The 25207-nt window shown below is 38.9% G+C and carries 21 protein-coding genes and 3 tRNA genes; 6 read left to right on the top strand and 18 right to left on the bottom strand.

Going from position 1 to position 25207, the window contains the following annotated elements; all coding sequences use genetic code 11:
• Positions 1–1106 precede the first annotated feature (1106 nt).
• The 9 genes from AN161_RS09610 to pabB form a co-directional block, all read right to left on the bottom strand.
• Positions 1107–1379, bottom strand: a complete 273-nt coding sequence (locus tag AN161_RS09610; protein WP_053594139.1) for a hypothetical protein — start codon at positions 1377–1379, stop codon at positions 1107–1109.
• 249 nt (positions 1380–1628) lie between these two features.
• A complete protein-coding gene (gene lysS, locus AN161_RS09605) occupies positions 1629–3131 on the bottom strand; it encodes a lysine--tRNA ligase (RefSeq protein ID WP_198926864.1) in 1503 nt (500 codons plus the stop codon).
• Positions 3132–3315: 184 nt separating this feature from the next.
• Complete coding sequence (gene dusB / locus AN161_RS09600) at positions 3316–4356, bottom strand: tRNA dihydrouridine synthase DusB (protein ID WP_053594137.1); 1041 nt, start codon at positions 4354–4356, stop codon at positions 3316–3318.
• Between the two features lie 102 nt (positions 4357–4458).
• Positions 4459–4980, bottom strand: a complete 522-nt coding sequence (gene folK, locus AN161_RS09595) for a 2-amino-4-hydroxy-6-hydroxymethyldihydropteridine diphosphokinase (RefSeq protein WP_053594136.1) — start codon at positions 4978–4980, stop codon at positions 4459–4461.
• The gene (folB, locus tag AN161_RS09590) at positions 4980–5345 is read right to left on the bottom strand and encodes a dihydroneopterin aldolase (RefSeq protein ID WP_053594135.1); all 366 of its coding nucleotides are present in this window, start codon (positions 5343–5345) and stop codon (positions 4980–4982) included. The genes folK and folB overlap by 1 nt, the downstream gene beginning before the upstream one ends.
• Positions 5345–6199, bottom strand: coding sequence for a dihydropteroate synthase (gene folP, locus AN161_RS09585; RefSeq protein WP_053594134.1), 855 nt, complete (start codon positions 6197–6199; stop codon positions 5345–5347). The genes folB and folP overlap by 1 nt, the downstream gene beginning before the upstream one ends.
• Positions 6200–6212: 13 nt before the next feature.
• Positions 6213–7052: an aminodeoxychorismate lyase gene (gene pabC, locus AN161_RS09580; RefSeq protein WP_053594133.1), complete on the bottom strand. Its 840-nt coding sequence runs from the start codon at positions 7050–7052 to the stop codon at positions 6213–6215.
• Entirely contained in the window at positions 7053–7634 is a 582-nt protein-coding gene (gene pabA / locus AN161_RS09575) for an aminodeoxychorismate/anthranilate synthase component II (RefSeq protein WP_053594132.1), read from the bottom strand.
• A complete protein-coding gene (gene pabB / locus AN161_RS09570) occupies positions 7631–9010 on the bottom strand; it encodes an aminodeoxychorismate synthase, component I (RefSeq protein ID WP_082340019.1) in 1380 nt (459 codons plus the stop codon). The genes pabA and pabB overlap by 4 nt, the downstream gene beginning before the upstream one ends.
• 358 nt (positions 9011–9368) lie before the next feature.
• Here pabB and AN161_RS09565 point away from each other — a divergent pair, with 358 nt between their 5' ends.
• On the top strand, positions 9369–10217 hold the full coding sequence (locus AN161_RS09565) for a copper amine oxidase N-terminal domain-containing protein (protein WP_053594130.1): 849 nt from the start codon (positions 9369–9371) through the stop codon (positions 10215–10217).
• 158 nt (positions 10218–10375) lie between these two features.
• Here AN161_RS09565 and cysK read toward each other — a convergent pair whose 3' ends face one another.
• From cysK to AN161_RS09520, 9 genes are all read right to left on the bottom strand, one after another.
• Positions 10376–11305, bottom strand: a complete 930-nt coding sequence (gene cysK, locus AN161_RS09560; RefSeq protein WP_053594129.1) for a cysteine synthase A — start codon at positions 11303–11305, stop codon at positions 10376–10378.
• 265 nt (positions 11306–11570) lie between these two features.
• Positions 11571–12542: a peptidyl-prolyl cis-trans isomerase gene (locus AN161_RS09555; RefSeq protein WP_053594128.1), complete on the bottom strand. Its 972-nt coding sequence runs from the start codon at positions 12540–12542 to the stop codon at positions 11571–11573.
• A complete protein-coding gene (hslO, locus tag AN161_RS09550) occupies positions 12526–13407 on the bottom strand; it encodes an Hsp33 family molecular chaperone HslO (RefSeq protein ID WP_053594127.1) in 882 nt (293 codons plus the stop codon). Before hslO ends, AN161_RS09555 begins: the two co-directional genes overlap by 17 nt.
• A gap of 21 nt (positions 13408–13428) precedes the next feature.
• The gene (locus AN161_RS09545; protein WP_053594126.1) at positions 13429–14196 is read right to left on the bottom strand and encodes a type III pantothenate kinase; all 768 of its coding nucleotides are present in this window, start codon (positions 14194–14196) and stop codon (positions 13429–13431) included.
• A gap of 804 nt (positions 14197–15000) precedes the next feature.
• Positions 15001–15834 (bottom strand): aldo/keto reductase, encoded by an 834-nt coding sequence (locus AN161_RS09540; RefSeq protein ID WP_082340016.1) that lies wholly within the window; start codon positions 15832–15834, stop codon positions 15001–15003.
• 165 nt (positions 15835–15999) lie between these two features.
• Positions 16000–18024 (bottom strand): ATP-dependent zinc metalloprotease FtsH, encoded by a 2025-nt coding sequence (gene ftsH / locus AN161_RS09535; RefSeq protein ID WP_053594125.1) that lies wholly within the window; start codon positions 18022–18024, stop codon positions 16000–16002.
• 556 nt (positions 18025–18580) lie between these two features.
• Positions 18581–19123, bottom strand: a complete 543-nt coding sequence (gene hpt / locus AN161_RS09530; RefSeq protein WP_053594124.1) for a hypoxanthine phosphoribosyltransferase — start codon at positions 19121–19123, stop codon at positions 18581–18583.
• Between the two features lie 64 nt (positions 19124–19187).
• The gene (gene tilS / locus AN161_RS09525; protein WP_053594123.1) at positions 19188–20594 is read right to left on the bottom strand and encodes a tRNA lysidine(34) synthetase TilS; all 1407 of its coding nucleotides are present in this window, start codon (positions 20592–20594) and stop codon (positions 19188–19190) included.
• A gap of 28 nt (positions 20595–20622) precedes the next feature.
• Positions 20623–23016 (bottom strand): SpoIIE family protein phosphatase, encoded by a 2394-nt coding sequence (locus AN161_RS09520; protein ID WP_053594122.1) that lies wholly within the window; start codon positions 23014–23016, stop codon positions 20623–20625.
• Positions 23017–23585: 569 nt separating this feature from the next.
• On the opposite strand from AN161_RS09520, the gene AN161_RS28730 reads away from it, so the two are divergent.
• From AN161_RS28730 to AN161_RS09500, 5 genes are all read left to right on the top strand, one after another.
• Positions 23586–23774: a hypothetical protein gene (locus tag AN161_RS28730; RefSeq protein WP_143114703.1), complete on the top strand. Its 189-nt coding sequence runs from the start codon at positions 23586–23588 to the stop codon at positions 23772–23774.
• A gap of 149 nt (positions 23775–23923) precedes the next feature.
• Positions 23924–23998, top strand: a tRNA-Gly gene (locus AN161_RS09515).
• A 10-nt stretch (positions 23999–24008) separates the two neighbouring features.
• Positions 24009–24085, top strand: a tRNA-Met gene (locus AN161_RS09510).
• 5 nt (positions 24086–24090) lie between these two features.
• Positions 24091–24162 (top strand) — tRNA-Glu (locus tag AN161_RS09505).
• A gap of 736 nt (positions 24163–24898) precedes the next feature.
• The gene (locus AN161_RS09500) at positions 24899–25150 is read left to right on the top strand and encodes a hypothetical protein (protein ID WP_053594121.1); all 252 of its coding nucleotides are present in this window, start codon (positions 24899–24901) and stop codon (positions 25148–25150) included.
• Positions 25151–25207: the final 57 nt, after the last annotated feature.

Here is a 25207-nt window from a genome sequence, read left to right as displayed (position 1 = left end):
ATTGTTTTGCTGGCATCATGTTTGATGTCCAAAATTTTGTTTCGTTCACCAACTCAAGGTTAGCTACTAAAAACTTTGTTGATTACGTTTTGCTTGTTCAGTTTTCAAGGTTCATTTCGTTGCCGTTTTATTTCAGCAACTCTATTAGTATAACATTTCTTGTTTTTTGTTGTCAACTCTTTTTAAGAAGTTTTTCATCTCATCTCAAAAGCAACAACTCTTAAATAATATCACTCTCGGATTTCAATGTCAACATCTTTGTTCGATGTTTTTCTGAATCCGTTTTTGTTTCTTGCGTCGTCTTAACGACAAGTAATAATTTATCACGATTCCAATACATCCGCAAGTGTTTTTTTGCTATAAAATCATCTTTTTTTAAACATCTTGAATTAGTAAGCTATTTTATGATTTTTCGAGCACTAAATAACTCTCGTAATCTTCTAGCTACGACTTTATTTGTTTTACTATACATCTCTTTCTCATAAATCTCAATAAACTAAATAAAGAATATCCTTATTTCTAATCAAAATATAGTCCTTTATCAATTATGCCTTGGCGTAATTGTAGCTGTCGCTTAGCTTTGCATATTGTGTTCTTCGACCGAGTTCCTCTATTACAGTAGGTGGTTGAACACCCGCTGCAAAGGGACCACATCCGCATTCATCTCACCATCTACAGAGGCGGGAGACTTCAGTAACTGAAATTTTCACTTACGTTACAAAAAACATTTGTGATTGACGCTTACTTTCGCTACAAAAACATTTACTGAATGAAGATACGGCATCAAAGGTGCCAGCCAGCTACTCTTTCACACACCTAGAACACACTAACAGCCTTCTCACACATCATTTACGCATTGCCCTAACAAATACACAATCTTGAAAACAGGAGCCAAAGTGCATCTCTTGCACCTCGACCCCTGCCTATCCAGCTTGTCCCTTTTTAATGAACCGATTCTTTCACCATACTCCGCCGCCACTTTTTATCTCAAGCAGCATTTTATTGTTCTGCTCCATAGTAATAAGGAAAAAGAAATCAGTATAATAGTATGTTCTCTTTAATGGATGCTTAATTAAACTTCAATATTAAAGAGCCTACTATTTTAATTAATTGTTTTGTTTACCAACTATATCTAGGCACCAAGAGAAATTATCCCACGCTGAATACCAGCCGCTGAAAACTTCGGAAGAATCATCCCAACGGACGTCGAATTTCCTCTGACCGTTTATATCCACTAAATATAAAGTAAGGGTCGCATCTAACTTAGAAACTGCTAATTTCATACCATTTTCAAGTTCTTCTTCAGTTAATGGAACATCTGAAACTGAACGTACCTGCGCCTGTTCAAATACTTGTTTGTTAATGATTTTATAATTCATTATAAACCCCCAATAAAACTTCTGTTAATGTCTATTTCTACTTTATCTACAAATCATAGAACTCTAAAAGTATACCCTATATTCATTGACCATTTAAACTATCTTCTTAATTCTTTTCAATTTAAACTTTTCGAACATTAACCAAGTCATACTAATTCATCGCTCAAATGCAAAACAGGAGCCTTAGTGCTTATCCTGCACCTCGACTCCTGCTTATTAACGATTGCCCGAATAAAGCAATTCTTTTTTCTATTTAGTAATATGACGCATTGTTGGGAATAATAATACGTCACGAATTGATGGTGAATTTGTAAGAAGCATGATTAAACGGTCGATACCAATACCCAATCCACCTGTTGGAGGCATACCGTATTCTAATGCTTCAATGAAATCATTGTCCATTTCGTGTGCTTCATCATTACCGGCAGCTTTTTCAACTAACTGAGCTTCAAAGCGCTCACGTTGGTCAATAGGATCATTTAGTTCTGTAAAGGCATTTGCATGCTCGCGTCGAACGATGAATAGTTCGAAACGGTCTGTGAAACGCTCGTCCTCTGGGTTTTTCTTTGCTAGAGGTGAGATTTCTACTGGATGACCATAAACAAATGTAGGCTGAACAAGCGTTTCCTCAATCTTTTGCTCGAAGAACTCGTTAATAATATGTCCTACCTCATGTGTTTCTTTAACTTCTACTCCATGCTCTTTAGCAAGTGCTTGAGCTTGTTCCTTCGTCATAGGTTGCCAGAAGTCTACACCTGTAGCTTCTTTTACTGCGTCTACCATATGAACTCGTTTCCAGCCTACAGCAAGATCAATTTCATCTTCACCGTATTGAACTGTAGTAGTACCTAAAACTTCTTGAGCTACATGGGCAATAAGGTTTTCTGTTAGAGACATAATATCTTTGTAGTCTGCATAAGCTTCATATAGCTCTATCATTGTGAATTCAGGATTGTGGCGTGTTGAGATCCCTTCATTTCGGAAAACACGACCAATTTCATACACTTTCTCTAATCCACCAACAATTAGACGTTTCAAATGCAGCTCAATAGCGATACGCATGTATAATTCCATATCAAGTGCATTGTGGTGTGTGATAAATGGACGAGCCGCTGCACCACCAGCTATTGTATGAAGCATTGGTGTTTCTACTTCTAAATATCCTGCGTTATCTAAATAGTTGCGAATAGCACGGATAATTTTAGAACGTGTAATGAATGTTGTTTTACTATCCTCATTCGTCATTAAGTCTAAATAACGTTGACGGTAACGTTGTTCAACATCTTGTAAGCCATGGAATTTTTCTGGCATAGGGCGTAGCGCTTTTGATAAGAATGTAAATTCTTCAGCTTTTACTGAAAGCTCTCCCACTTGTGTTCGGAATACATTACCACGAATCCCTACGATATCTCCTAGGTCAGCTTGTTTAAATAATTCATATGCTTCTTCGCCAACGTGATCCTGACGAACGTAAATTTGAATTTGGCCACCTAGATCTTGAATATGTGCAAAGCCAGCTTTTCCTTTACCACGTTTCGTCATAATACGACCCGCGATAATCACCTCTTGTAGGTTTTCCTCTAGCTGCTCTTTTGTTTGATCTGCAAATTGTTCACGTACTTCTGGTGACAAATGCGTACGTTCAAAACGACTACCAAATGGATCTTGACCATTTTCTCGAATAGCTGTCATTTTTTGGCGTCTCACCAAAAGCTGATCATTTAATTCTTCTATGTTTGACACTTGTTTCACTCCTTATTAAATTGTCCGTGTTGCGTTTACGTCCATAATATTTCTATTGTACACAATTTTATTGCCGTAATCATCTGTTTCGGTTTAATTTCCATAACAGAAGAAATGATTAACAATTCTAAAAATTAAAGTTCGCAGAAAAATAGACGTCTCAAAACAAGCAATGAGACGTCTATTCAATATATTAAATAATTAATTCTTTCTCTTCTGGTACTATTAATTTAGATTCGCGTTCTTCATATTCTTCTACAAGTCCATTTAATAGTGCACGAAGATCTGACGCAGTTTCTGTTTGGTTGATCGCATTACGAGCCTTACCGTTACCGCGAATACCTTTTAAATACCACGAAGCATGTTTACGCATTTCACGTACTGCCACACCTTCGCCTTTTAATTGCATAAGGCGTTCAAAGTGAAGTAAACACACATCAATTTTTTCACGTACACTCGGCTCTTCCTTTAACTCACCAGTTTCTAGGTATTGAACCGTACGATAAATCATCCATGGATTACCTAAAGCAGCGCGACCAATCATTACTGCATCTACCCCAGTAGTATCAAGCATACGTTTTGCATCTTGAGGAGTTTCTACATCACCATTACCAAGCACAGGGATATTTACATTTTCCTTTACTTGACGAATGATATCCCAATTTGCTTTACCTTCGTACATTTGTACACGTGTACGTCCATGAACAGCTATTGCTGAAGCACCAGCACGTTCAGCAGCTTGTGCGTTCTCAACAGCAAAGATATGCTCGTCATCCCAACCAATACGCATTTTTACGCTGACAGGTTTTTTTACAGCATCTACAACAGCCGCTACCATTTCATATAATTTATTCGGGTCTAAAAGTAAACGAGCGCCCGCTTCACATTTAATAATTTTATTAACTGGGCAGCCCATATTAATATCGATAATATCGGCAGTTGTATTTTCATCTACATACTTGGCCGCTTCCACTAATGTGGACTTATCACCACCGAAAATTTGCAATGAAAGTGGATTTTCACGCTCATCGATATAAAGCATGCCTAGTGTTTTTTCGTTCTTCTGGACAATCCCTTTATCACTAATCATTTCTGCATATACTAGCCCTGCTCCGAATTCCTTGACAGTTAAACGGAAAGCAGAGTTACAAATTCCAGCCATTGGCGCTAATACGACACGGTTGTCCATGACAATGTCGCCAATTTGAAACGGCTTCTCAGTTGTCTGACTCAACGTTGTTTTCCTCCTTCTAGAGGTTTTCAACTGTTCCTCTATATAAATATCTATCGTTAATGCTTTGCATCTGCAGGAGGCTTTAACTTGAGGATTAGAAATCTAATGAACGGACTGCATCATTTTCAGCTCCGCTGATGCTTGCCATAAAGTTACGCCTTCCTCTTCACAATCCATCTGTTGCAGTATATCATGTGCCCTTTGCAGTTGTTTTCCAACTGGTGCAGACGTAATTTCTATCAATGGTACCAATACGAAAGCTCGCTCATACATTCTTGGATGTGGAACAATTAAGCTCTCTGTTTCAATATTTTCGTGATTGTACAGCAGAATGTCAAGGTCTATGATTCGAGGGCCCCATCGAAATTCACGCACACGCCCAAGTTCACTTTCAACCCATTGGCAAATTTTCAGCATTTCGGAAGATGAATAACTCGTTTTAATATGAACAGCAATATTTAAAAAATCTGCTTGGTCAGTGTAGCCTACAGCAGCTGTTTCATAAACAGAAGAAATGTGTACAACTTCAATTTCCTCTTTGCCCTTTAAAAGGGTAACAGCATATTGTAGGTTTTCAAATCGCTCTCCCATATTTGTACCGATCGATAAATACACATCATTCATTAGTAATCACCTCTCGTTACCTCTACCGATACTTCTTTATAATAGCCATGGATTGGTGGGTCTGGTTTAATAAGCTCCACGCGAACACCCTTAACCTTTTCTGAGTATGTCTCTAAAATACTGTTTGCTATTTTGGATACAAGTGCTTCAATAAGCTTGAACGGCTCGCCTTCCACGATATCACGACATAACACATAAACCTCTGCATAGTTCACCGTATAATTCAAATCATCAGTTTCTCCAGCCTTTGTCATATCTACGGCAAGTGAAACATTGGCACGGAAGCGTTGACCGAGTGTCGTTTCTGCAGCTAAAACACCGTGATAGCCGTAAAACTGCATATCCTTTAAATGAATATAGTCCATCACGCTTCCTCCTTATAATTTCGTTTACCAACTAATATATCAGCCATATGTGTAGCTCGTGCCATTTCCTTTACATCATGCACACGAATCATATGACAGCCCTTTTCAATACCGTAAACAACTGTTGCTCCCGTACCTTCTATACGCTCCTCAACAGGCAACTTCAAAACATTACCAATCATTGATTTACGCGAAGTAGCTAGCAAAACAGGATAACCCATTGCTACTAAATCCTCTAAATGCTGCATCATTTCTATATTTTGCGCTGTAGTTTTGGCAAAGCCAATGCCTGGATCTAAAATAATATGGTTATCAGGGATACCTGCATTTCGAGCAATAGCAATACTCTTCTCTAAGTCTGCCTTTGCTGTCGTCCAGAAATCAGTACCATAATCGGTGTTGTCTCGATTGTGCATTAAAATAATCGGTACATTTAAATCTGCAGCCACCTGAGCGATCTCAGATTCAGCTTTCGCTCCCCAAATATCATTAATAATATGCGCACCAGCTTCAATAGCCGCACGAGCTACGTTCGCTTTATACGTATCAACCGAGATAACTGCCTGCACTTCAGCTACTAACGCTTGAATAACTGGCACAATTCGTGCAATTTCATCTTCATCAGAGATACGTTCATAACCTGGCCTTGTTGATTCTCCGCCAACATCAATAATTTTAGCACCTTCAGCTACCATTTTTTTCGCTTGCTCTACAGCAGCTTCGACGTTATTAAACTTTCCTCCATCTGAAAATGAATCCGGTGTGACATTTAAAATACCCATCACAAAAGTTTCTGCTGTATAGTCTAACGTGATACCGTTGATAGTTAATGTTGTTGTATATTTTTCTAGCATGTAAACTCTCCTTCTATTCTTGTTCCACTTCATTGACAAATGCTTCATGTAAACGCGAATAAACAGGCCCTTTATTGCCTAATAACTGCTTGCTCTCTAAGTTAAGAATTGGAACAAGCTCTTGTATAGAGTTAGTAATAAAGCACTCTGAACTTTGCTCTACATCCTCTTTAGTAAAAAAACCTTCTCTTACCTTGATCCCTAGAGATTGTGCTCGCTCAATTACCCACGCTCGGATAATTCCAGGTAAAATACCAGTCTCTAAGGAAGGCGTATATAGTATATCATCTTTCATCCAAAAGATATTTGATGTTACACCTTCAGCAACAAAGCCATCTTCCGTTAAAAAGAAGCCCTCTTGTTGCGCCAGAGATGGCATCTCAAAACGCCCAAGAACGTTATTGCCATAATGGTGTGATTTCACTCGAAGCCCTTTTTCAGGAGTATTACGCGGTGTTACAAGCCATTGTGCGTTTTTTTCCATACCTCGAGGTGTATCATGTAATTCTTTGCGAAAAACAATAACATTCGGTTGTCTATATTCAGCAGGCTGCAAACCGATACTATGCTCTCCAGCTGAGACATTTATACGGAAATACCCATCCTGTCCATTGGCCTGTTCATTTAATAGCTGAACAACCTTCAGTACATCCTCGTCAGTATACGGCATATGAATACGATATTGAGAAAGCGCAGTTTGCAACCTTTCCATATGTGCTTCCCAACAAAATACCTTGCCCTTATACGTTCGAAACGTTTCAAAAAAGCCTAACCCATATAAAAATCCATGATCAAATGGTGAAATGCGCAAATCCTGCGCCGCTATGTAGTCTCCATTCATCCAGCACAGCATTTACTTCGCTCCCTCAACATACAAATCTATAAACTGACGTAGAAGCTTTTTACCTTGTTCTGTCATAATCGATTCAGGATGGTATTGCACGCCCTCGATTGGATAATCCTTATGACGAACACCCATAATTTCGCCTTCTTCTGTCCATGCCGTCACTTCAAAACATGCCGGTAATGTTTCTTTTTCTACAATTAAGGAATGGTATCGAGTAGCATCGAATGGATTTGGCATCCCCTTATGCAAACCTATTTCAGCATGTAACACAGGTGATGTTTTACCATGCATCAAACGCTCAGCTCGAATGACATTCCCTCCGAATACTTGAGCAATGGCTTGATGGCCAAGACAAACGCCTAAAATCGGAATATTTCCCGCGAAATACTTAATAATGTTCAGGCTTTCACCCGCTTCATTTGGGCTGCATGGGCCTGGCGAAATAACAATCATATCTGGTGCAAGCTGCTCAATATCTTTCACCGTTAATACATCGTTTCTTTTGACCACTAATTCATGACCAAATTCCCCAAAATACTGTACAAGGTTATACGTAAAAGAATCGTAGTTATCAATCATTAAAATCATTTTGCTCGCTCCTCTGCCATTGCCTTCGCCTGCCACATCGCCTTCGCTTTATTTAAAGATTCTTGGTATTCTCTTTCTGGAACAGAATCAATAACAATGCCTGCTCCCGCCTGAATATGTGCTACTCCATCTTTAACAAATGCTGTACGAATGACAATATTAAACTCCATATCACCTGTGAAGCCTAGCCAGCCAATTGAACCCGTATATAATCCTCGTCTTACAGGTTCTAACTCTTCAATAATTTCCATCGTACGGATTTTCGGTGCACCTGTGATCGTCCCTCCTGGGAACATGGCACGGATAACGTCTGCATTCGTTTTCCCTTCAGCTATTTCTCCTCGTACGTTAGAAACAATATGCATCACGTGTGAATAGCGTTCAATCACCATGAACTCATCTACTTCAACCGTTCCAAATGTAGATACTCGTCCTAAATCATTGCGCTCTAAATCAACAAGCATTACATGTTCAGCACGTTCCTTGTCGTTATCAATCAATTCCTGTGCTAATGCTAAATCCTCCGCCTCGGATTTTCCTCTTGGTCGTGTGCCAGCAATCGGTCGAGTAGACAACTCATTACCATGACGCTTCACCAAAAGCTCGGGTGAACCAGAAACGACAGCAAAATCCGGTGCTTCTATATAAGCCATATAAGGTGAAGGATTAAATGCACGTAACGCTTCATATACATCCATTGCAGTTGCGTTTAACTTTTTAGATTGACGTACTGACAAATTCACTTGAAATACATCGCCTTGCGCTATGTATGTTTGGATTTTACTTACCGCTTCTTCAAAGGCAGTCCCTGCAAATGATACTAACAATTCACTTTCGTCATTTACTATTTCTACAGCGCTTGTTTTTTCAAATTTACGTGTAAGCAATCCTTCTTGCGCGGCCTCTTGCCACACAGTAGCCCATTCCTCCAAATCCACATTACAGTCTGTTAGCTTCATAAGGGTTACTTTATTTGTTTCCACATCGTGTACTGCCCAGCAATCAAAAATATAAAAATAGATATCCGGTATTTGTAAATCATCTACAGCAGTATTAGGTAACACTTCAATTTTACGAGCGTAATCGTATGCAACAAACCCAATAGCTCCACCTTGAAAAACAGGAAGCTCAGCATTATATGAAACGTGATATTTCTCCACTAAGTCTTCCAGTAAAGCAAGGGGATCACCATTTAAATTTTCAGCCTTACCATTTCTCCACTTTACAAGTAAACCATCCTCGACTGATTGTGCCGTAGCCAACGGATTCCAAGCAGCTATCGTAAAATTCCCACCGCGACCACTTTCTAAAAATACATGTGCTTGTTCTGCATCTATTTGCTTCTTATAACTATAAAAAAACGAGTCTGCATCCATCGTTATTGTTTTCGTAAGTATCGTCTTCAAGTTGCCATTCCCCTTCAAGTCATATGATGTGATTCCATCTTAACTTGAATATTGCTTTGAAGCGAATATTTTTCAATTGCCACGCAATATTTAACTTCTTGCAGCAAATGTTTTCTGTAGCGAAAGCGAAGCGTCAGCTACAAATGTTTTCTGTAGCGAAAGCGTAGCGACAGGTACAGAAGTCTCCCACCTCTATTGGTGATGATCCATTTAATTCATTATATGTATTTCTACTTATTGTCTAAAAGAAGGGCTTTTGCTATATTTATAGTAAATAGAAATATTTACTAATTGTGTATATTTATTTTATAAAAAGGAGCTGTTATTATTGAAAAAGGTTTTTTCAGGAATTTTTCTTGCAATGATACTCATGCTGACTTCTCTACCTGCATATGCAGCACATAGTACTATTAAGATAGATGGTGTTGTCATTACTACAGATGCTGCACCAGAAGTTAAGAATAATCGAACAATGGTGCCTTTGCGTGTTATCAGTGAAAATTTGGGAGCAACAGTAAATTGGACAGATTCAAAAGTAACACTAACAAATAATAAAATGCAGATAACATTAAAGCCGAATAGCAACACCGTCATAAAAAACGGTAAAACAGAGTTACTTGATGTCAAACCATATTTAAAGAACAATAGACTATTTGTTCCTATTCGATTTATTGCAGAGACCTTTGGTTGTCAGGTCAATTATCAAAATTCCACAGTAACAGTGAATACTGAGCCATTGGTTATGAACAATGTAAAAGTAAAAGCTATTCAATATGAATACCACATGACAATGGGTGGGGTCGTACAGCAGATCCAAGGGAACACCTATAATAAAGCCTTATCTAAAGTTTTCACTGAAAATAAAGGAAAAATTGTTGATGCCCCTACTAACTATTCATGGCAAATTAATCTAGACGATCCAGGTTCCTATTATAAACTTGGTCAATATAATTTTATGAGTCATGAAAATAAAAGCATTCAACAGTTTGACCTTTATTCTTTAAATAAACCCTTCTCAGATGAAGAATTGAAAGGATACCCAGAAGTATTAATTCATGATGTCACTGCAGATAAATGGTATTTATTCACTGATAAAGCACTTGAATCTATTAATCAGTTAATTAATACTGCCACTAACAATGGCTTCGTAAAAGTTTTAAGTAATACAGTTGTATAGTGAAATCTATCCTAATCATATTTTTTGAACTGCTCCATAGGTGTTAGTTATACCGCTAACATTTACGGGCAGTTTTTTTATTATCCATTATGCCTCGGCACAATAGATAATAAAAAAAGACTCCTCGTTAAAGGAGTCCTTACATACAAATAATTAGATTAGTCTTCAAATTGATATAAAGGTGTTGATAAATAACGTTCACCATTAGAAGGCACGATTGCAAGAACATTTGAGCCCTTACCTAAACGTTTTGCAGCTTCAATTGCAACATGAATAGCTGCACCTGATGAAATACCACATAAGATACCTTCTTCACGTGCTACTTTACGAGCTACCTCAAAAGCAATCTCATTTTCAACTGGGGATACAGAAGAATATACATCTGTATCTAACACTTCAGGTACGAAGCCAGCTCCGATACCTTGAATTTTATGAGGTCCTGGTTGACCGCCAGAAAGTACTGGTGAATCTTTTGGCTCAACAGCAATAATTTCAATATCTGGATATTTCTCTTTTAACACGGCACCCGCACCCGTAATTGTACCACCTGTACCGACACCAGCAACAAATGCATCTAATGTTAAACCTTCAAATGCTTCTACAATTTCTGGACCAGTTGTTAAACGGTGAACAACTGCATTGGCTGGGTTCGTGAATTGTTGTGGTAAGAAGTAGCCATGCTCAGCAGCTAATTCCTCCGCCTTAGAAATTGCACCTTTCATACCTGCTGGTCCAGGTGTTAATACAAGCTCTGCACCATATGCACGTAATAAGTTGCGACGTTCTAAGCTCATAGTTTCTGGCATTACTAAAATCGCTTTATAACCTTTAGCTGCAGCAATCATCGCAAGACCAATACCTGTATTACCAGAAGTAGGCTCAATAATTGTACCACCTGGCTTTAATGTATCATCTTTCTCAGCCGCTTCAATCATCGCTAAAGCTAAACGATCTTTTACTGAGCTGCCCGGGTTGAAATATTCTAATTTCACATAAACAGTACCTTCGTTTTCACCTGTTGCATGATTTAACTTTACAATTGGTGTTTTACCAACTAATTCAGCTACTGAGTTCGCTAATCTACTCATTTATCAATCCACTCCTAATCCCTACTATTTTTATAGGTTTTACTTATTTTGATTTTATCAATTTTTCCATTCGATTGTCAATAAATAAAACTTATATTTTCAGAATATTTATTGCAACCAATCTAAACGAAGGTAATCAAAAAAATCCGCTTAATATCCTAGGGTAGCCGTTACTCTGTTGACGCCAAACGTCTGCAGGATTTTCCTGGCTCATTTTCCCGCAGATATCTTGCAGATTTTTCAAGCTCATTTTCGAAGCAATCTGTTATTTACCTTTTTTTGCCTCTCCGTAATACCAAGTTGCATTGAATTCAGACCAAAATGCTTCTGGTGTAACAGATTGTGGCACTTGCTCTAACGCAAGCTCACGTTCAATATGTTCTTTCACATCGTCATATGTAAAGGATTGCCCTTCTATTATCTCTTGAACTTGTACAATGCCGTAATGACCGTTATCAAGCTTAAATGCTTTACTAACCTCTCCTGCTTTTAAAGCCTTCGCTGCATTTAAAATGGCAGGATCGATATTCGCCTGTTTTTCTGTGAGGAAACCGATATCTCCACCTAAGCTAGCTGACGCGCTGTCTACTGAGATTTCACGTGCCAACACTGAAAAATCAGAGGCTTTTTTTATTCCACTTACTGCTTCCTCAGCGCCTTTTTTGGATTCCACCTCAATAAAGTTCGTACGATAGCTTGTTTTCGTATTGTACAGTGCCTGATTTTCCTCATAATATTTTTCAATACTGCCTTCTTTTATAACTACATCCTTTGTCAGTACCTTATCTAAAATAAGCTGTGAGCGAATTTTTTGTTGCAACTGCTCAGCTGAAAGATTTTGCATTGCTGTATCAAATTTATCCTGAGCAGAACGCATTAAAGCTAACTCTAAATCAATCTCTTTATCCGTTACTTGTATTTTAAATTTTTTAGCTGCCTTATCCATCACAGATTCATTCACTAAATTTTGTAGTGTCTCTTTACCATAGCGTTCTTCCATGGCAACCATCCAATCTTGACGTGTGATAATATCTCCGTCAACGGCAGCGACTTGTTCGTCGCTACCAATTTCATGACCTTTATTTGGGATTAACCAAGCAATAATCCATAAAATATTTCCTAATAACAAGATTACAATGACTGTTAAAGCAGGTTTTGTCTTTAAACGGCGTTGCGAAAAGGGCGTTTGGTTGGGCGTTGTAGCAGATGAAGGTCGTCGATTACGCGTTGAGCTCATCGATAAATCCTTCTAGCTCTTCTTTTGAGAAATGGTATGTTTCTAAACAGAAGTGACATTCTGCTTCTGCTCCGCCATCCTCTTCAATCATTTCTCGAATTTCCTGTGTCCCTAACCCTAAAATCGCTGCACCAAATCGCTCTTTTGAACATTGACATTTAAATTCTACCGGCATGGAATCTAAAATTTGTAGATGGCCTTCTCCTAATACAGCTTCTAAAATTTGCTCTGGTGTAAAGCCTTTTTCAATCATTTTTGAAACAGGCTCTATAGTAGCAAGATGTTGTTCGATTTGATTGATTGTCTGTTCTTCACAGCCTGGCATTAATTGAAGAATGAATCCTCCAGCTGCAAGAATTGTGTTATCTGGGTTTACTAAAACCCCTAATCCAACTGATGAAGGCACTTGTTCTGAAGTAGCGAAATAGTAAGTAAAGTCCTCAGCAATTTCACCTGATACAATTGGCGTTTGTCCAGAAAACATGTCTCTTAAACCAAGATCTTTTACGATTGTTAATGCACCCTCTGTTCCAACACCTGCTCGAACATCAAGCTTGCCGTGCTCGTTTAAATCGAAATGAACGTGAGGATTTGTTACAAAGCCACGCACTTCACCATGCGCATTACTGTCAATCACCATTGGACCGATCGGACCGTTCCCCTCAATTTTAATGGTGATTTTTTCTTCACCTTTTAACATGGCACCCATCATCACAGCAGCAGTCATAGAACGACCAAGGGCTGCCGACACAACAGGCCATGTATGATGACGACGTTGCGCTTCTCCTACCGTTGCTGTTGTACAAGCTGCAAAAACACGAACCTGTCCGTTGAACCCTAAACCTCGTACTAAATAGTCTTTCATAAATGAAATGTCCCTCATTTCTTATTGATTGCGTTTATATAGCTTATATAAGCCTTTTAATGTTAAAAACGGGTCGACTATATCAATAGCTTGCGTCTCCCCAGCAATTAAATTTGCTAATCCTCCAGTAGCAATAACTAAAGGCTCTTCCTTACTTTGTGCTTTCATGCGATTAACAATTCCCTCAACTTGCCCAACAAAGCCATAAAAAATTCCGGCCTGCATCGCGGATACAGTTGTCTTTCCAACAATATGTGTAGAGCGCAAGATTTCAATACGTGGTAATCTAGCTGCCTGTGTATAGAGCGCCTCCGTTGAAATCGAAATACCTGGAGCGATAGCACCGCCCATATAATCGCCCTTTTCGTTTAAGTAACAATATGTTGTGGCAGTACCAAAATCAACAATAATCAGTGGTGCTTTATAAACATCAAGAGCTGCAATAGCGTTCACTATGCGGTCTGAACCAACTTCACGTGGGTTTTCATATTTAATATTCAATCCTGTTTTCACACCTGGTCCGACAACGAGCGGTTTTTTACGAAAATACTTTTGACACATCGCTTCTAACGAAAACATGATTGGTGGTACAACAGAGGATATAATAATGCCTGTAATCTGTTCAAATGAAATGCCTGCATGATTAAAGAAAGATAAAACTTGCATTGCGTATTCATCTTCTGTTTTATGAAGGTCTGTCACCATACGCCAATGGAAGGCCAATTGATCGTTTTCATCATAGACACCTAATACGATATTCGAATTTCCCGCATCTAAAACTAAAATCATGATTGATGCCTCCTATTTATTGCCCCTCATCGTAATTGTACCTGTCACTATGTGATTGATACAACTAAAACAATGCATACTCATGCACAAAAAATCAAGATCCGCTGAAAAAAGTTAACACTTTAGAAAATGATACCATACTTTTATTCCTATGAAATAGCATTCACTCACTCCAAAAAGGAGCCACCCACATCTTAGGTAGCTCCTTTCAAATTAAATTTAATTCCTATCACCAAAACGTGGGGTTGATTTCCGCTTCGCTGCGCTCCAGGGTCTCGGGCCAACATGATGTTGGTCACGAAGGCGTTATCACAGGATGTGATGGTTTTAGCCTTCGTTCCCCTATTGCTGATCCCCAAGGAGTCGCCCAGCCTCCACTTCGATCAACCAATCTACTTAGTGTTTATCTTCTGGCAGGGCACTCTATTTATAGTTATAAAAAACTTCAACAAAAGGTGTTTTTGTGCGAAAGCGTAGCGTTAGCAATAACAGGTCTACAATTACTTCCCTGTTATAGGTCGCAATATTATTCACTTATGAAATGGATAATATTTTATAAAAGTTCTACGCTACCGCTGATTGGAGTGGAAGGCTACTCGACTCCCGTGGGAAAGCGAGACAGGCGAGACCCTGCACGGAGCGCAAGCGAAGGAAGCGGCTCGACGCTCGCCCACAGGAAGCTCTGCTCTGCGCGAAAGCGAAGCGTCAGCGACAAAGCGAGTAGCCTGGAACGGAAATCAACTTCACTTTTTTGTATGAAATTTATTTGAAAGGAGATACCCCTCTTAGGTAGCTCCTTTCATATTATTTAAAATTAAATTTTTCTGGGTCTGGTCCGCAACGTAATCCATCATTTAATGCATCTAACTGAGCCATTTCGTCCTCTGTTAATGCAAAGTCAAAGACAGTTAGATTTTCCGTCATACGTGCAGGAGTCATTGTTTTTGGAATAGTTACTACACCATGCTGAACATCATAGCGTAACACAATTTGTGCTGGTGTTTTGCCATATTTAGAAGCTAGCTGCTGAATCAGTGCTTCTTCCAACAAAGAACCATTCATTAGTGGTGACCATGCTTCTACCTGTATTCCTTTTTCCTTACAATATGCACGTACTTCCTCTTGAATTAAGTGTGGATGAAATTCAATTTGATTAATAACAGGAATAACTGATGTTTCCTTTAATAAATTTTCTAAATGGAGAACATGGAAATTACTAACACCAACTGAGCGTACACGTTTATCCTGATAGATCTTTTCAAGCGCTTTATAAACATCAACATAATTTGTATCTATACCTGGCCAGTGAACTAAATATAAATCTAAATAATCTAATCCTAATTTCGCTAAACTACTATCATAAGCTGCAAGTGTTTCTTCATAGGAGAGTCCATCATTCCAAACCTTTGATGTTACGAATAGTTCTTCACGTGTTACTAAGCCCTCGTCAATCGCTGCACGAATACCTCGCCCAACACTTTCTTCATTGCGATATACTTGCGCAGTATCAATGCTACGGTAACCTTTCGCAATAGCCGTTTTTACCGCTTCAGCCAAGTCATCCCCTTCAGGTACTCGAAAGACGCCATAGCCGATTAACGGCATTTCTAGACCATTATTCAATGTTACGTTTCCCACATTTCAACACTCCTATCTGTTTTGGCTCTATTTAACACTTGTTAAAAATCTTATAGAGCCTCTATTACGCATTTGCGTAAGATAATATCTATATCCTAATACCTAATACTGAAAAAAGGCAAAGAAAAAGACTGCTTACTAAAATCGTAAACAGTCTTTCCCATATTAATCACGCTTTTCATCGATACCTTTTGGTGTATCATTTGGCTCTCTGCCCTCTTTAGGTAAATCAGCTGTTGTTGGATTCGGCTCATTGTTAAGCAATTCTTTTTTAACAACTGGTTCACCAACTACATCTAATGTTGGTTGAGCTTCAGCTTTGGGAGCTTCTTCTACAACCGTTTCAGCCTCTGGTTCCGGTAAGACACCGTGATCACGTAAATGTTCGATTTCTTGCGCATTCAATGTTTCTTTTTTCATCAATGTGTTAGCAACTAAATCAAGTAATCCACGTTTTTCAGTTAGGATTCGTTTAGTACGCTCATATTGTGAATCAATAATTTTTTGCATTTCTTTATCAATTTCATAAGCGACTGAATCAGAATAGTTTTGATCTGAATTAAAGTCACGACCTAGGAATACATTACCACCCTGACTTGACCCAAACTGCATTGCACCAAGATTTTCACTCATACCATATTCAGTGACCATGGCACGCGCAATACTAGTTACCTTTTGGAAGTCGTTATGTGCCCCGGTAGATACTTCACCAAGTACGATTTCCTCCGCCACACGACCACCAAGAAGTCCTGCAATACGGTCTAGTAACTCTTGTTTTGTTGTGAAGAAACGTTCTTCCTTCGGTAACATAATCGCGTAACCTCCAGCTTGGCCACGAGGGACGATTGTTACTTTGTGTACTGTATCTGCTTCATCTAACTCTAAACCAACAACTACGTGCCCAGCTTCATGGAAGGCTACAAGTTTCTTCTCTTTCGCTGAGTAAACGCGGCTAGCTTTTGCTGGACCAGCAATTACTCGGTCAGATGCCTCATCGATATCTGCCATATTAATTGTACGTTTGCTTTTACGAGCAGCCACAAGTGCTGCTTCATTTAACAAGTTCTCTAAATCGGCACCTGAGAAACCTGGTGTACGTTGTGCAACAGCTGCTAAATCCACTGTATCTGATAAAGGTTTGTTGCGCGCATGTACTTTTAGAATTGCTTCACGACCTTTTACATCAGGATGTCCTACTGTAATTTGACGGTCAAATCGACCAGGACGTAATAACGCTTTATCTAAAATATCTGGGCGGTTTGTTGCAGCGATAATAATAATACCTTCGTTTGCCCCGAAACCATCCATTTCAACTAACAATTGGTTCAATGTTTGTTCACGCTCGTCATGGCCACCACCAAGACCTGCGCCACGTTGACGACCTACTGCATCAATCTCATCAATAAAGATGATACACGGTGCGTTTTTCTTTGCATTTTCAAATAAGTCACGAACACGTGATGCACCGACACCGACAAACATTTCTACGAAGTCAGAACCTGAAATCGAGAAGAATGGTACGCCTGCTTCACCCGCCACTGCTCGTGCAAGTAATGTTTTACCTGTACCAGGAGGACCTACGAGTAAGATACCCTTTGGAATACGAGCACCTATTTCAGTAAATTTGCGGTGATCTTTTAAGAAATCAACAACCTCTACAAGCTCAGCTTTCTCTTCATCAGCACCCGCTACATCTGTAAAACGAACTTTTTTCTTCTGGTCGTCATAAAGTTTAGCTTTACTTTTACCAAAGCTCATCACTTTATTACCGCCACCTTGAGATTGACTCATTAGGAAGAAGAATAAGAAAATGATAATGATGAAAGGAATAATCCCTGTAAAGAACTGAATCCATCCACTTGTTTCTGGTGCTGTTAAATATTTAATATTACTATTCTTATCCTTAGCAGCCTCATCGATGCGTTCCATTAAAGATTGGTTATCACGAGGGAGGTTTGCAGTAAAGCTTTCCCCTTTTTCATAACCCTTCAGTGTACCTTCTACGATGTAAACTGATTTATCAGGTTGAATTGTAGCACTTGTTATTTCTTTCTTATCTAGAGCTTCTTGGAACTCATAATAAGATAACTCTTTCGTTGGTGCGTTACCACCATTGAAAGTACCAAAAATACCGATAATCACTAAGAAAATCAGTAAATAGAATATGGTATATCGAAATATTCGATTCATCTCCAGCCTCCTCATTACAAACAGAAAAATTATAAGTAAAATCTTAACATATCATGATTTCATCATACAACGAAAAGCCCTACTTTAAAAAAGTTTCGTCCGATTTTTGTCGAAATCGAAACATATTTATGCATTTATTTAACTATATCCCAGCGTAGCTGTACCAGTTACTTTATCTTGATACAGTTGAACAATGTGCCTAGATTTTTGAATTATGTTAAAAAAAGTTCATTCCCATACGGTTGATTTCCGTTCCGACTGAGCGCTTTTCTTTCCTGAGGGCGTCCGATGAGCCGCTAGGGCAATAGATGTTTTTTGCGCGAAAGCGAAGCAGCAGGGCGTTGGTCACGAAGGTGTTATCACAGGACGTGATGCTTTTCCTCATCTGTGACGCTGACCCCCAAAAGTCGCCAGCCTCACTCCAATCAACTTATATACATGGCAAACGTTTTAACAAATCTCATCCCTAACCTTTGGTGATGAGAAAAAAATCTATGACCTTCGCTAAAGGTTTTCACTTTTCATAACTGGTGTTCTTTCGTTAACTTCTTACTCGTTAGAAAGAATAGACTGCTGGCTTTAAAATGCCGATATATGGTAAATTACGATATTTTTCTGCGTAATCTAAACCATATCCTACAACAAAACCGTCTGGAACTTCAAAACCAACATAATCAGCAGCTAAGTTTACTTTACGACCTGATGGTTTATCTAACAATGTAACGATTTTGATGGATTTTGCTTTGCGGTATTTAAATAGGTCTACTAAATAGCTTAAAGTTAAGCCGCTATCAATGATATCCTCGATAATTAATACGTCACGCCCCTCAACGCTTGTATTTAAATCCTTTAGAATCTTTACTTCGCCTGACGAAACTGTGGCATTGCCATAGCTAGAAACATCCATAAAGTCTAGCTCAATGAAAGAATCGAAACGTTTCATCAAGTCTGTCATAAAAGGCATTGCCCCTTTTAGAACACCAACAGCTAGCGGGAATGAATCTTTGTATTCCGCTGTCAATTGTGCACCTAAATCAGCGATTCTTTCTTGCAATTGTTCTTCTGTAATCATAACTTTTTCGATGTCATTTTGTAACATATCGATTCCTCCTCGTGTGTATAAAAAATTTTTCAACCATTTGCTGTGAAATTTTACAAAGACCTTAGTCTACGATGAGCACTGTATCATCGTTTGGTTGTGGAGTGGTTGAAAAAAGCATTCCCATACGCACACCAATTACCGCTACGACCTCATCATATTGAGAAATCAGTAACGGCCAGCTATTTCGCTCATTTAAAGGAATCTTTTCATCTATAAAAAGGCGAGATAAGCGTTTTGGCTGATCCATTCCTTTTAACAGCATTCTGTCCCCTTCCTTACGTACCCTAACATAGAGTGGAAGTTTGAGTTTGCTAGCGTTAAAATAAAAAATTTGTGCAGTATCCGTTAGCATTTCAGATGATAAATCAGGCAACTTGACTACGCATAAACGTTCACCATTTGCCAGTGTTGTCCACCCATTAGCAGTCGCAATAATCTTTTTCTCAAGAGAAGCTTGACCTTCTAATGGGTCTTTCTTCTGAATCATTAACTTTCCGTAACGGCGAACTGCTATAAAACCTTCTGGCAAGTGAACCTCGGCATTCCCAGCTATCGTATCACAAAGCTTTGAAATTGAAGTCAATAAAGCATAACTTTGTATCGTATTTGAATCTTTGTAAATATAGTTTAATAGTATTAAAATGAGCCTCCTTTGTAAAGCAAGTGGTACCAATTGAAAAGCTTCAATTTCCATGCTATATGTATTTCCGGCTATTCTTTTTACTGTTCTAGAAAATACATCCTCCGCTAATGTCATTAAATAGGCATCATCTTCTTGCAATTGCTTTGTAAAATGGGTCACCTGCTCTGTTACTCTTGGGTTTTCTGCCTCCAATAAAGGCACCACATGATGTCTAAAACGATTGCGTACATAGGTGTCTTTAGAATTGCTAGCGTCTTCCCGATAATCCAAACCTTGTTTAAGTAAATATTCCCTAATTTCGGACTTTGTAACCGTTAAAAACGGACGAATTAATGATTTCCCTTTAAAAAAACGTTGTGAACGTATACCTTGCATACTATTTATCGTTGCATTTTTTGTCAGGGCCATTAATACTGACTCCAGTTGGTCGTCCGCATGATGTGCAGTTACAAGCTTGCTAGCATTTGTTTTTTGCATGACCTCTTTAAAATATTGATACCGTTCTCTACGACAAATAAGCTGTGTATTTCCATTCTCTAAAGCCATGATTTCTGGTATTGGAATAGCCTTTGCATGTAAGTATACACCATGCTCATCACAATATTTTTGAACAAAGGCTCTATCCTCAGCAGATTCTTCACCTCTTAACATATGATCAACATGTATGGCTTCTACTGTAATTCCCCATTGTCCTTTTGCTTTGACAAAATAATGGAGTAAAGCCATTGAATCTACTCCACCCGAAACGGCGACGAGAAGATGGTCGTCTTGTTGTAATAATTGCTCTTTTTCAATAAATAATTTGACCTTTAATTCAAGTGACAAACGCTTCTCCTCCCCTTTTCGTTTTCTATTATGATGATTTGCTCATAGAATGTTGAACTGGTCTAAACACAGCCCATGTAGGTACAACATGCGTAACCTCCAGCATCAATACAGTGCAATCGTCGTCAATGTCATAGTAAGATTGGAAAGATTGCATAATCGTTGTTAGTTTTTCCTGTATAGATTTAGTAGTGCCTGCTACCTGTTGTGCATACGCTAAAAATGCCTCCTCCTGCTCGTCCCAATCATCAACACTTGAAAATAATCCATCAGAGTGCATCAAAATTACATCGCCCGCTTTAAGCTTTCTTTTTTCAGCCTCGACTGCCGAAATGGATAAAAACCCTACAGGCGCTGCATTGCTTTCAACCTTCAGCACCTCTTTTCCACGTAAAATATACGTAGACATCCCCCCGGCCTTCCACGACCATAAATCACCGTGTTGTAAATCGACAAGGGCAAAATCAAGCGTTGCATACATATCATTTTGTTGTTTTAAAGACATGACATAATGCAACGTATGCATCGCAGTTTCTGGGTTCATATTGTAATTTAAGCATTCCCGCATTAAATGTATCAATTTTCTACTTTCATGCTGTGCTTCTTTACTCTGCCCCATACCATCTGACAATAAAATTGCAAATAGTCCAGGATGTAATTGAAATAATGCATGGGAGTCACCTGAATATAACGTCGCATCTTTAGACATGCTATATATATCATACTCTACTTCAAAGCTAATAGCTGATCTAAAGCTTACTTGAATGTGACGAAACGGTATATCACATGCTACTACTTTTTCAATTTCAAATGGTTCTTCAAAAATATCGTATAAAATTGGCAGTATCATCCGTTCAGCTAATGTCGTGTCTTCCTCCCAATCGACACGTGCTGGTGATAAGGCACAGACAATTTTTCGTGCTCCGGGCTTATTGCTTAGTACATCTAGTTGAAAACATTCAATATGCGCATCTTTTAATCGTTGCGTAATGTCCTTTTCTACACTGACGAATGAAATAGTCTCTTCTTTCATCTCCGCTATTAATTGATTTAGATGATTACTCATATCACGCAGCTGAAGTGCAATCATTTTCTTACCATGAAAATACTGTCCATTAATGCGCTCTCTATACAGCTCTGTTTCTAATTCTTCAAAAATTTTCGCTGATTTCACACATTTATAGCGTATTTGTTCTTCGACACGATGAATAGCGGATTCCTTTCCAACGCCTTTCATATGAAACCAGTCCGTCATAAGCTTGTCCATGCCGTTACTTTGCGCTCCCCAGCAGCGATCATAGCGGAAGCAGCTTAAACATGTATTCATTGGTGACACTTCCTTTACCTCTTCTACCGGGGCCGTCATAAAGCGCTCAAATACAAGCTCCTTCATAAATTGTACAAAATGCTGAAAATGCTCTAGTTTATACGTAACATGCTCTGTTAACCAATTTTGACGGGCAAGCAAGACCTCCTCACGCTGCGGAAACAGCTTGCCCCGCACCTTATCAGAATATTTTTTCGGGATAGTTAGAAAAACAATACTCCCAATAGCAATCGATGTAAAATAAACACTATCTAATGGCAATGTTGCATCGTAAAATAAAAAAAACACACTAGGCAAAATGCTGCCAATTGCTACACCAAATCTTCCAGCACGAGCCCCCATCCCTGCACACAACCCCGTTAAAGTTGCTACAGACAGCATACCTGTAAATGATAGTTTTGCAACACCTATGAGAGCCCCGAGCACGGCTCCAATTACCGTCGCTAATGGTACACTTCCTACTAATGCTCCGAAGCAAATTAATAGTTGTAACAAAAAAATAGGGAGTGAAAAATAGCTAATGACAACTGCTTGCATTCCTGTAAGTATAGCAGCAAATACAACTAATCCAGAGCCTAGCTTCTCATATGTCCAATGACTCGTAAACCATTCATAAGAATTAACAAACAACACTTGCATAAACAGCGTCATAGTAAGAGCTAAAGCTGCTTCACAACCTACATAAAATTGTACAAGCACCGGTGGTAAGCCTTGATACATAACCCCTTGCCACATCATCTGTACAAGCAGTACCGCTAAAGAGACTGCAATACTTTGTGGTAGCTGCCAATAGCGGAAGCGCATAATACATTCATACATAGCGATTTGCAACGCTAAAATGAAGACTTGTCCAAAGCCAAGAAAAAAACACCCTATTAAACCACCAAACAAAACATATTTGGCATATTCCTTATACTTCGTTCGAATAATTGCCCAAAAAGGAACTGAGAAAGGTACAGCCGCTTCAAATACAACAGACTGAGCTAAAAAAAAGGATGTTAAAAAAAATAGAGAGCCGATCAGCAATTGCCTTTTCTTAGCTCCTAATTTTTGGTCATCTACATTTGCTGTGTTATACCATTCAATACTCGTCATTTCACTATCCCCTTTCTGCACTTTTGGCTATTATAAAAAATTATGTGCGGAAAGATTGTCTGACTGTGACTAAAAAAAATATAAAGATTTCGACGAATACATATACATAAATACGAGAAATGGCAACAATTTCTACAAAAACGATAAGCTGTACAAGCTTAGAAACATCGCTTTCTATGTAATTAGTTTTTAAAATTCCGAAAATTTACGCAAATCAGTTCCACTGTCGTTACATAAGATACGTTACAAAATCTATGCCATGAGAGGTCTAGTGCCCTTTCTACCTTTTCTTTTTCATTGATCGATGTTCCCTATTTCGTCAAAATACTATAGTCAGCAGTTATGCTGATACTTTTCTACTTAAGAACAAAAAGTTTGATAAATTCCCCATTAAAAGGGATCATCACCAAAATTTGTGGATAACATTTGTTAAAACGTATGCCATTTATCTTCATTCAGTAGAAGACTCCTACCTTTGAAGGTGGTGAGATGGGTGAAGATGTGGTTCCTTTTCAGTGAGTCCAAACACCTTTGATAAGAGTTGATCTTCGTTCCGACCGGGCGACTCCTTGGGGATTAGCGTCACAGACGAGACCCTGCAGCGAAGCGGATGTTTTCTGTGCGAAAGCGTAGCGGCAGCAACAATGTTTTATCTGCGCGAAAGCGAAGCGTCAGCGGCAAATGTTTTCTGTAGCGAAAGCAAAGCGGCAGCTACAAAGCGCCTAGTCGAAACGGAAATCAACCACACGTTATGGTGATGAGCTATCAAAAGATAATACTCCCTCTTTTTGTTAGCAAATCTTTAAATAATTAATAAAACTATATATTTTTATTAATTTTTTTCAAAAAACTACTTGACGTTAGGAACAATGGCTTGTATTATTTATCTTGTTGCTTAAAACGAAATGCGGAAGTAGTTCAGTGGTAGAACACCACCTTGCCAAGGTGGGGGTCGCGAGTTCGAACCTCGTCTTCCGCTCCATAATTGTCACGGCGGCCTAGCTCAGCTGGCTAGAGCGTACGGTTCATACCCGTAAGGTCGGGGGTTCGATCCCCTCGGCCGCCACCATAGTAGGCCCCTTGGTCAAGTGGTTAAGACACCGCCCTTTCACGGCGGTAACACGGGTTCGAATCCCGTAGGGGTCATCTCAAATAGGCGTCTCAGAATTATTTCTGAGGCGCCTATTTTTTTGCGGTTAATAGAATAGTGCAGCAGCCTTTTAAATTATAAGCATACTAGAAATGCCATATTTACTTTGTTTTTTTCTGTCTACAAAAATAAACTTCGTGACCAACATCGTGTTGTTGTTGCTTTCGCACAAAAAACATTTGTTGCCCAAGCGGCCCATGAAAGCGCCCTGTCGGAACGGAAATCACCCATATGGTGATGAGGCAAAAAATATGGCATACTAATAATGAAAAGAACGTTTGAGACTCCCACCCATAAAGGGACAAGCTGACTAATGTCAGTGGGATTCCTGAGTAACTAAGCGTTCGCAGTCCATTTCTGTTTTGAACAGCTCTCAAGATTGGGGTATCCCATTACCTCTCCCTATCCAGTGCATATAGCAGATAGGGCTACGCTACTGTTACCATAGCGTATAGTTGGTTCGTTCGATATGTTTTAGCGTCTTTTTCATGACGACACATATTGTTTTACCGATAGCATGAATTAGGCTATCGAACCTTATACAATATCCAATTTTCAATGAACGAGCGTATTTTATAGACTTTTACTTGTCTATACATGAAGTATAACACCCTTTCAGACAATTAAGGTACCTCTTGTCTGACCTCACTTTCATCCCATGTCTAAAGACGGGCTACACCCTGCATGGGCTTTCTCGTTTGGAAAATCTGTAAACTAGGAGGTTTATTTCCTTTGAGTTCATTAACAAAAGCTGCTTTAATTTGTGGAAGTGGCTCTATGATTATTCTCGTATCCATTCTTATTAATTTACCATTTGCTGTACAAATTTTTTTACTCCTCACTGGACTAGCGGTTAGTGTATATGGTGTGTTTTTACTTGTCAAAATGGTTGTTTACCCAGTCGAAAAGTCTTCAGAAGCGCCTACTGAACAAGCACCAGTGCCAGCTCCTAAAAAGAAAAAAAGACCGACATCCACGTTGTAGGAAGTTTCATAGATCCTTGTTATTATGACTTATAGGTAGATGAGAAGTATGCAAGGA

This window comes from Lysinibacillus sp. FJAT-14222, assembly GCF_001278875.1.
In the GTDB taxonomy this organism is placed as follows: Bacteria; Bacillota; Bacilli; order Bacillales_A; family Planococcaceae; genus Lysinibacillus; species Lysinibacillus agricola.
This window is presented reverse-complemented; position numbering and strand designations above follow the sequence as displayed.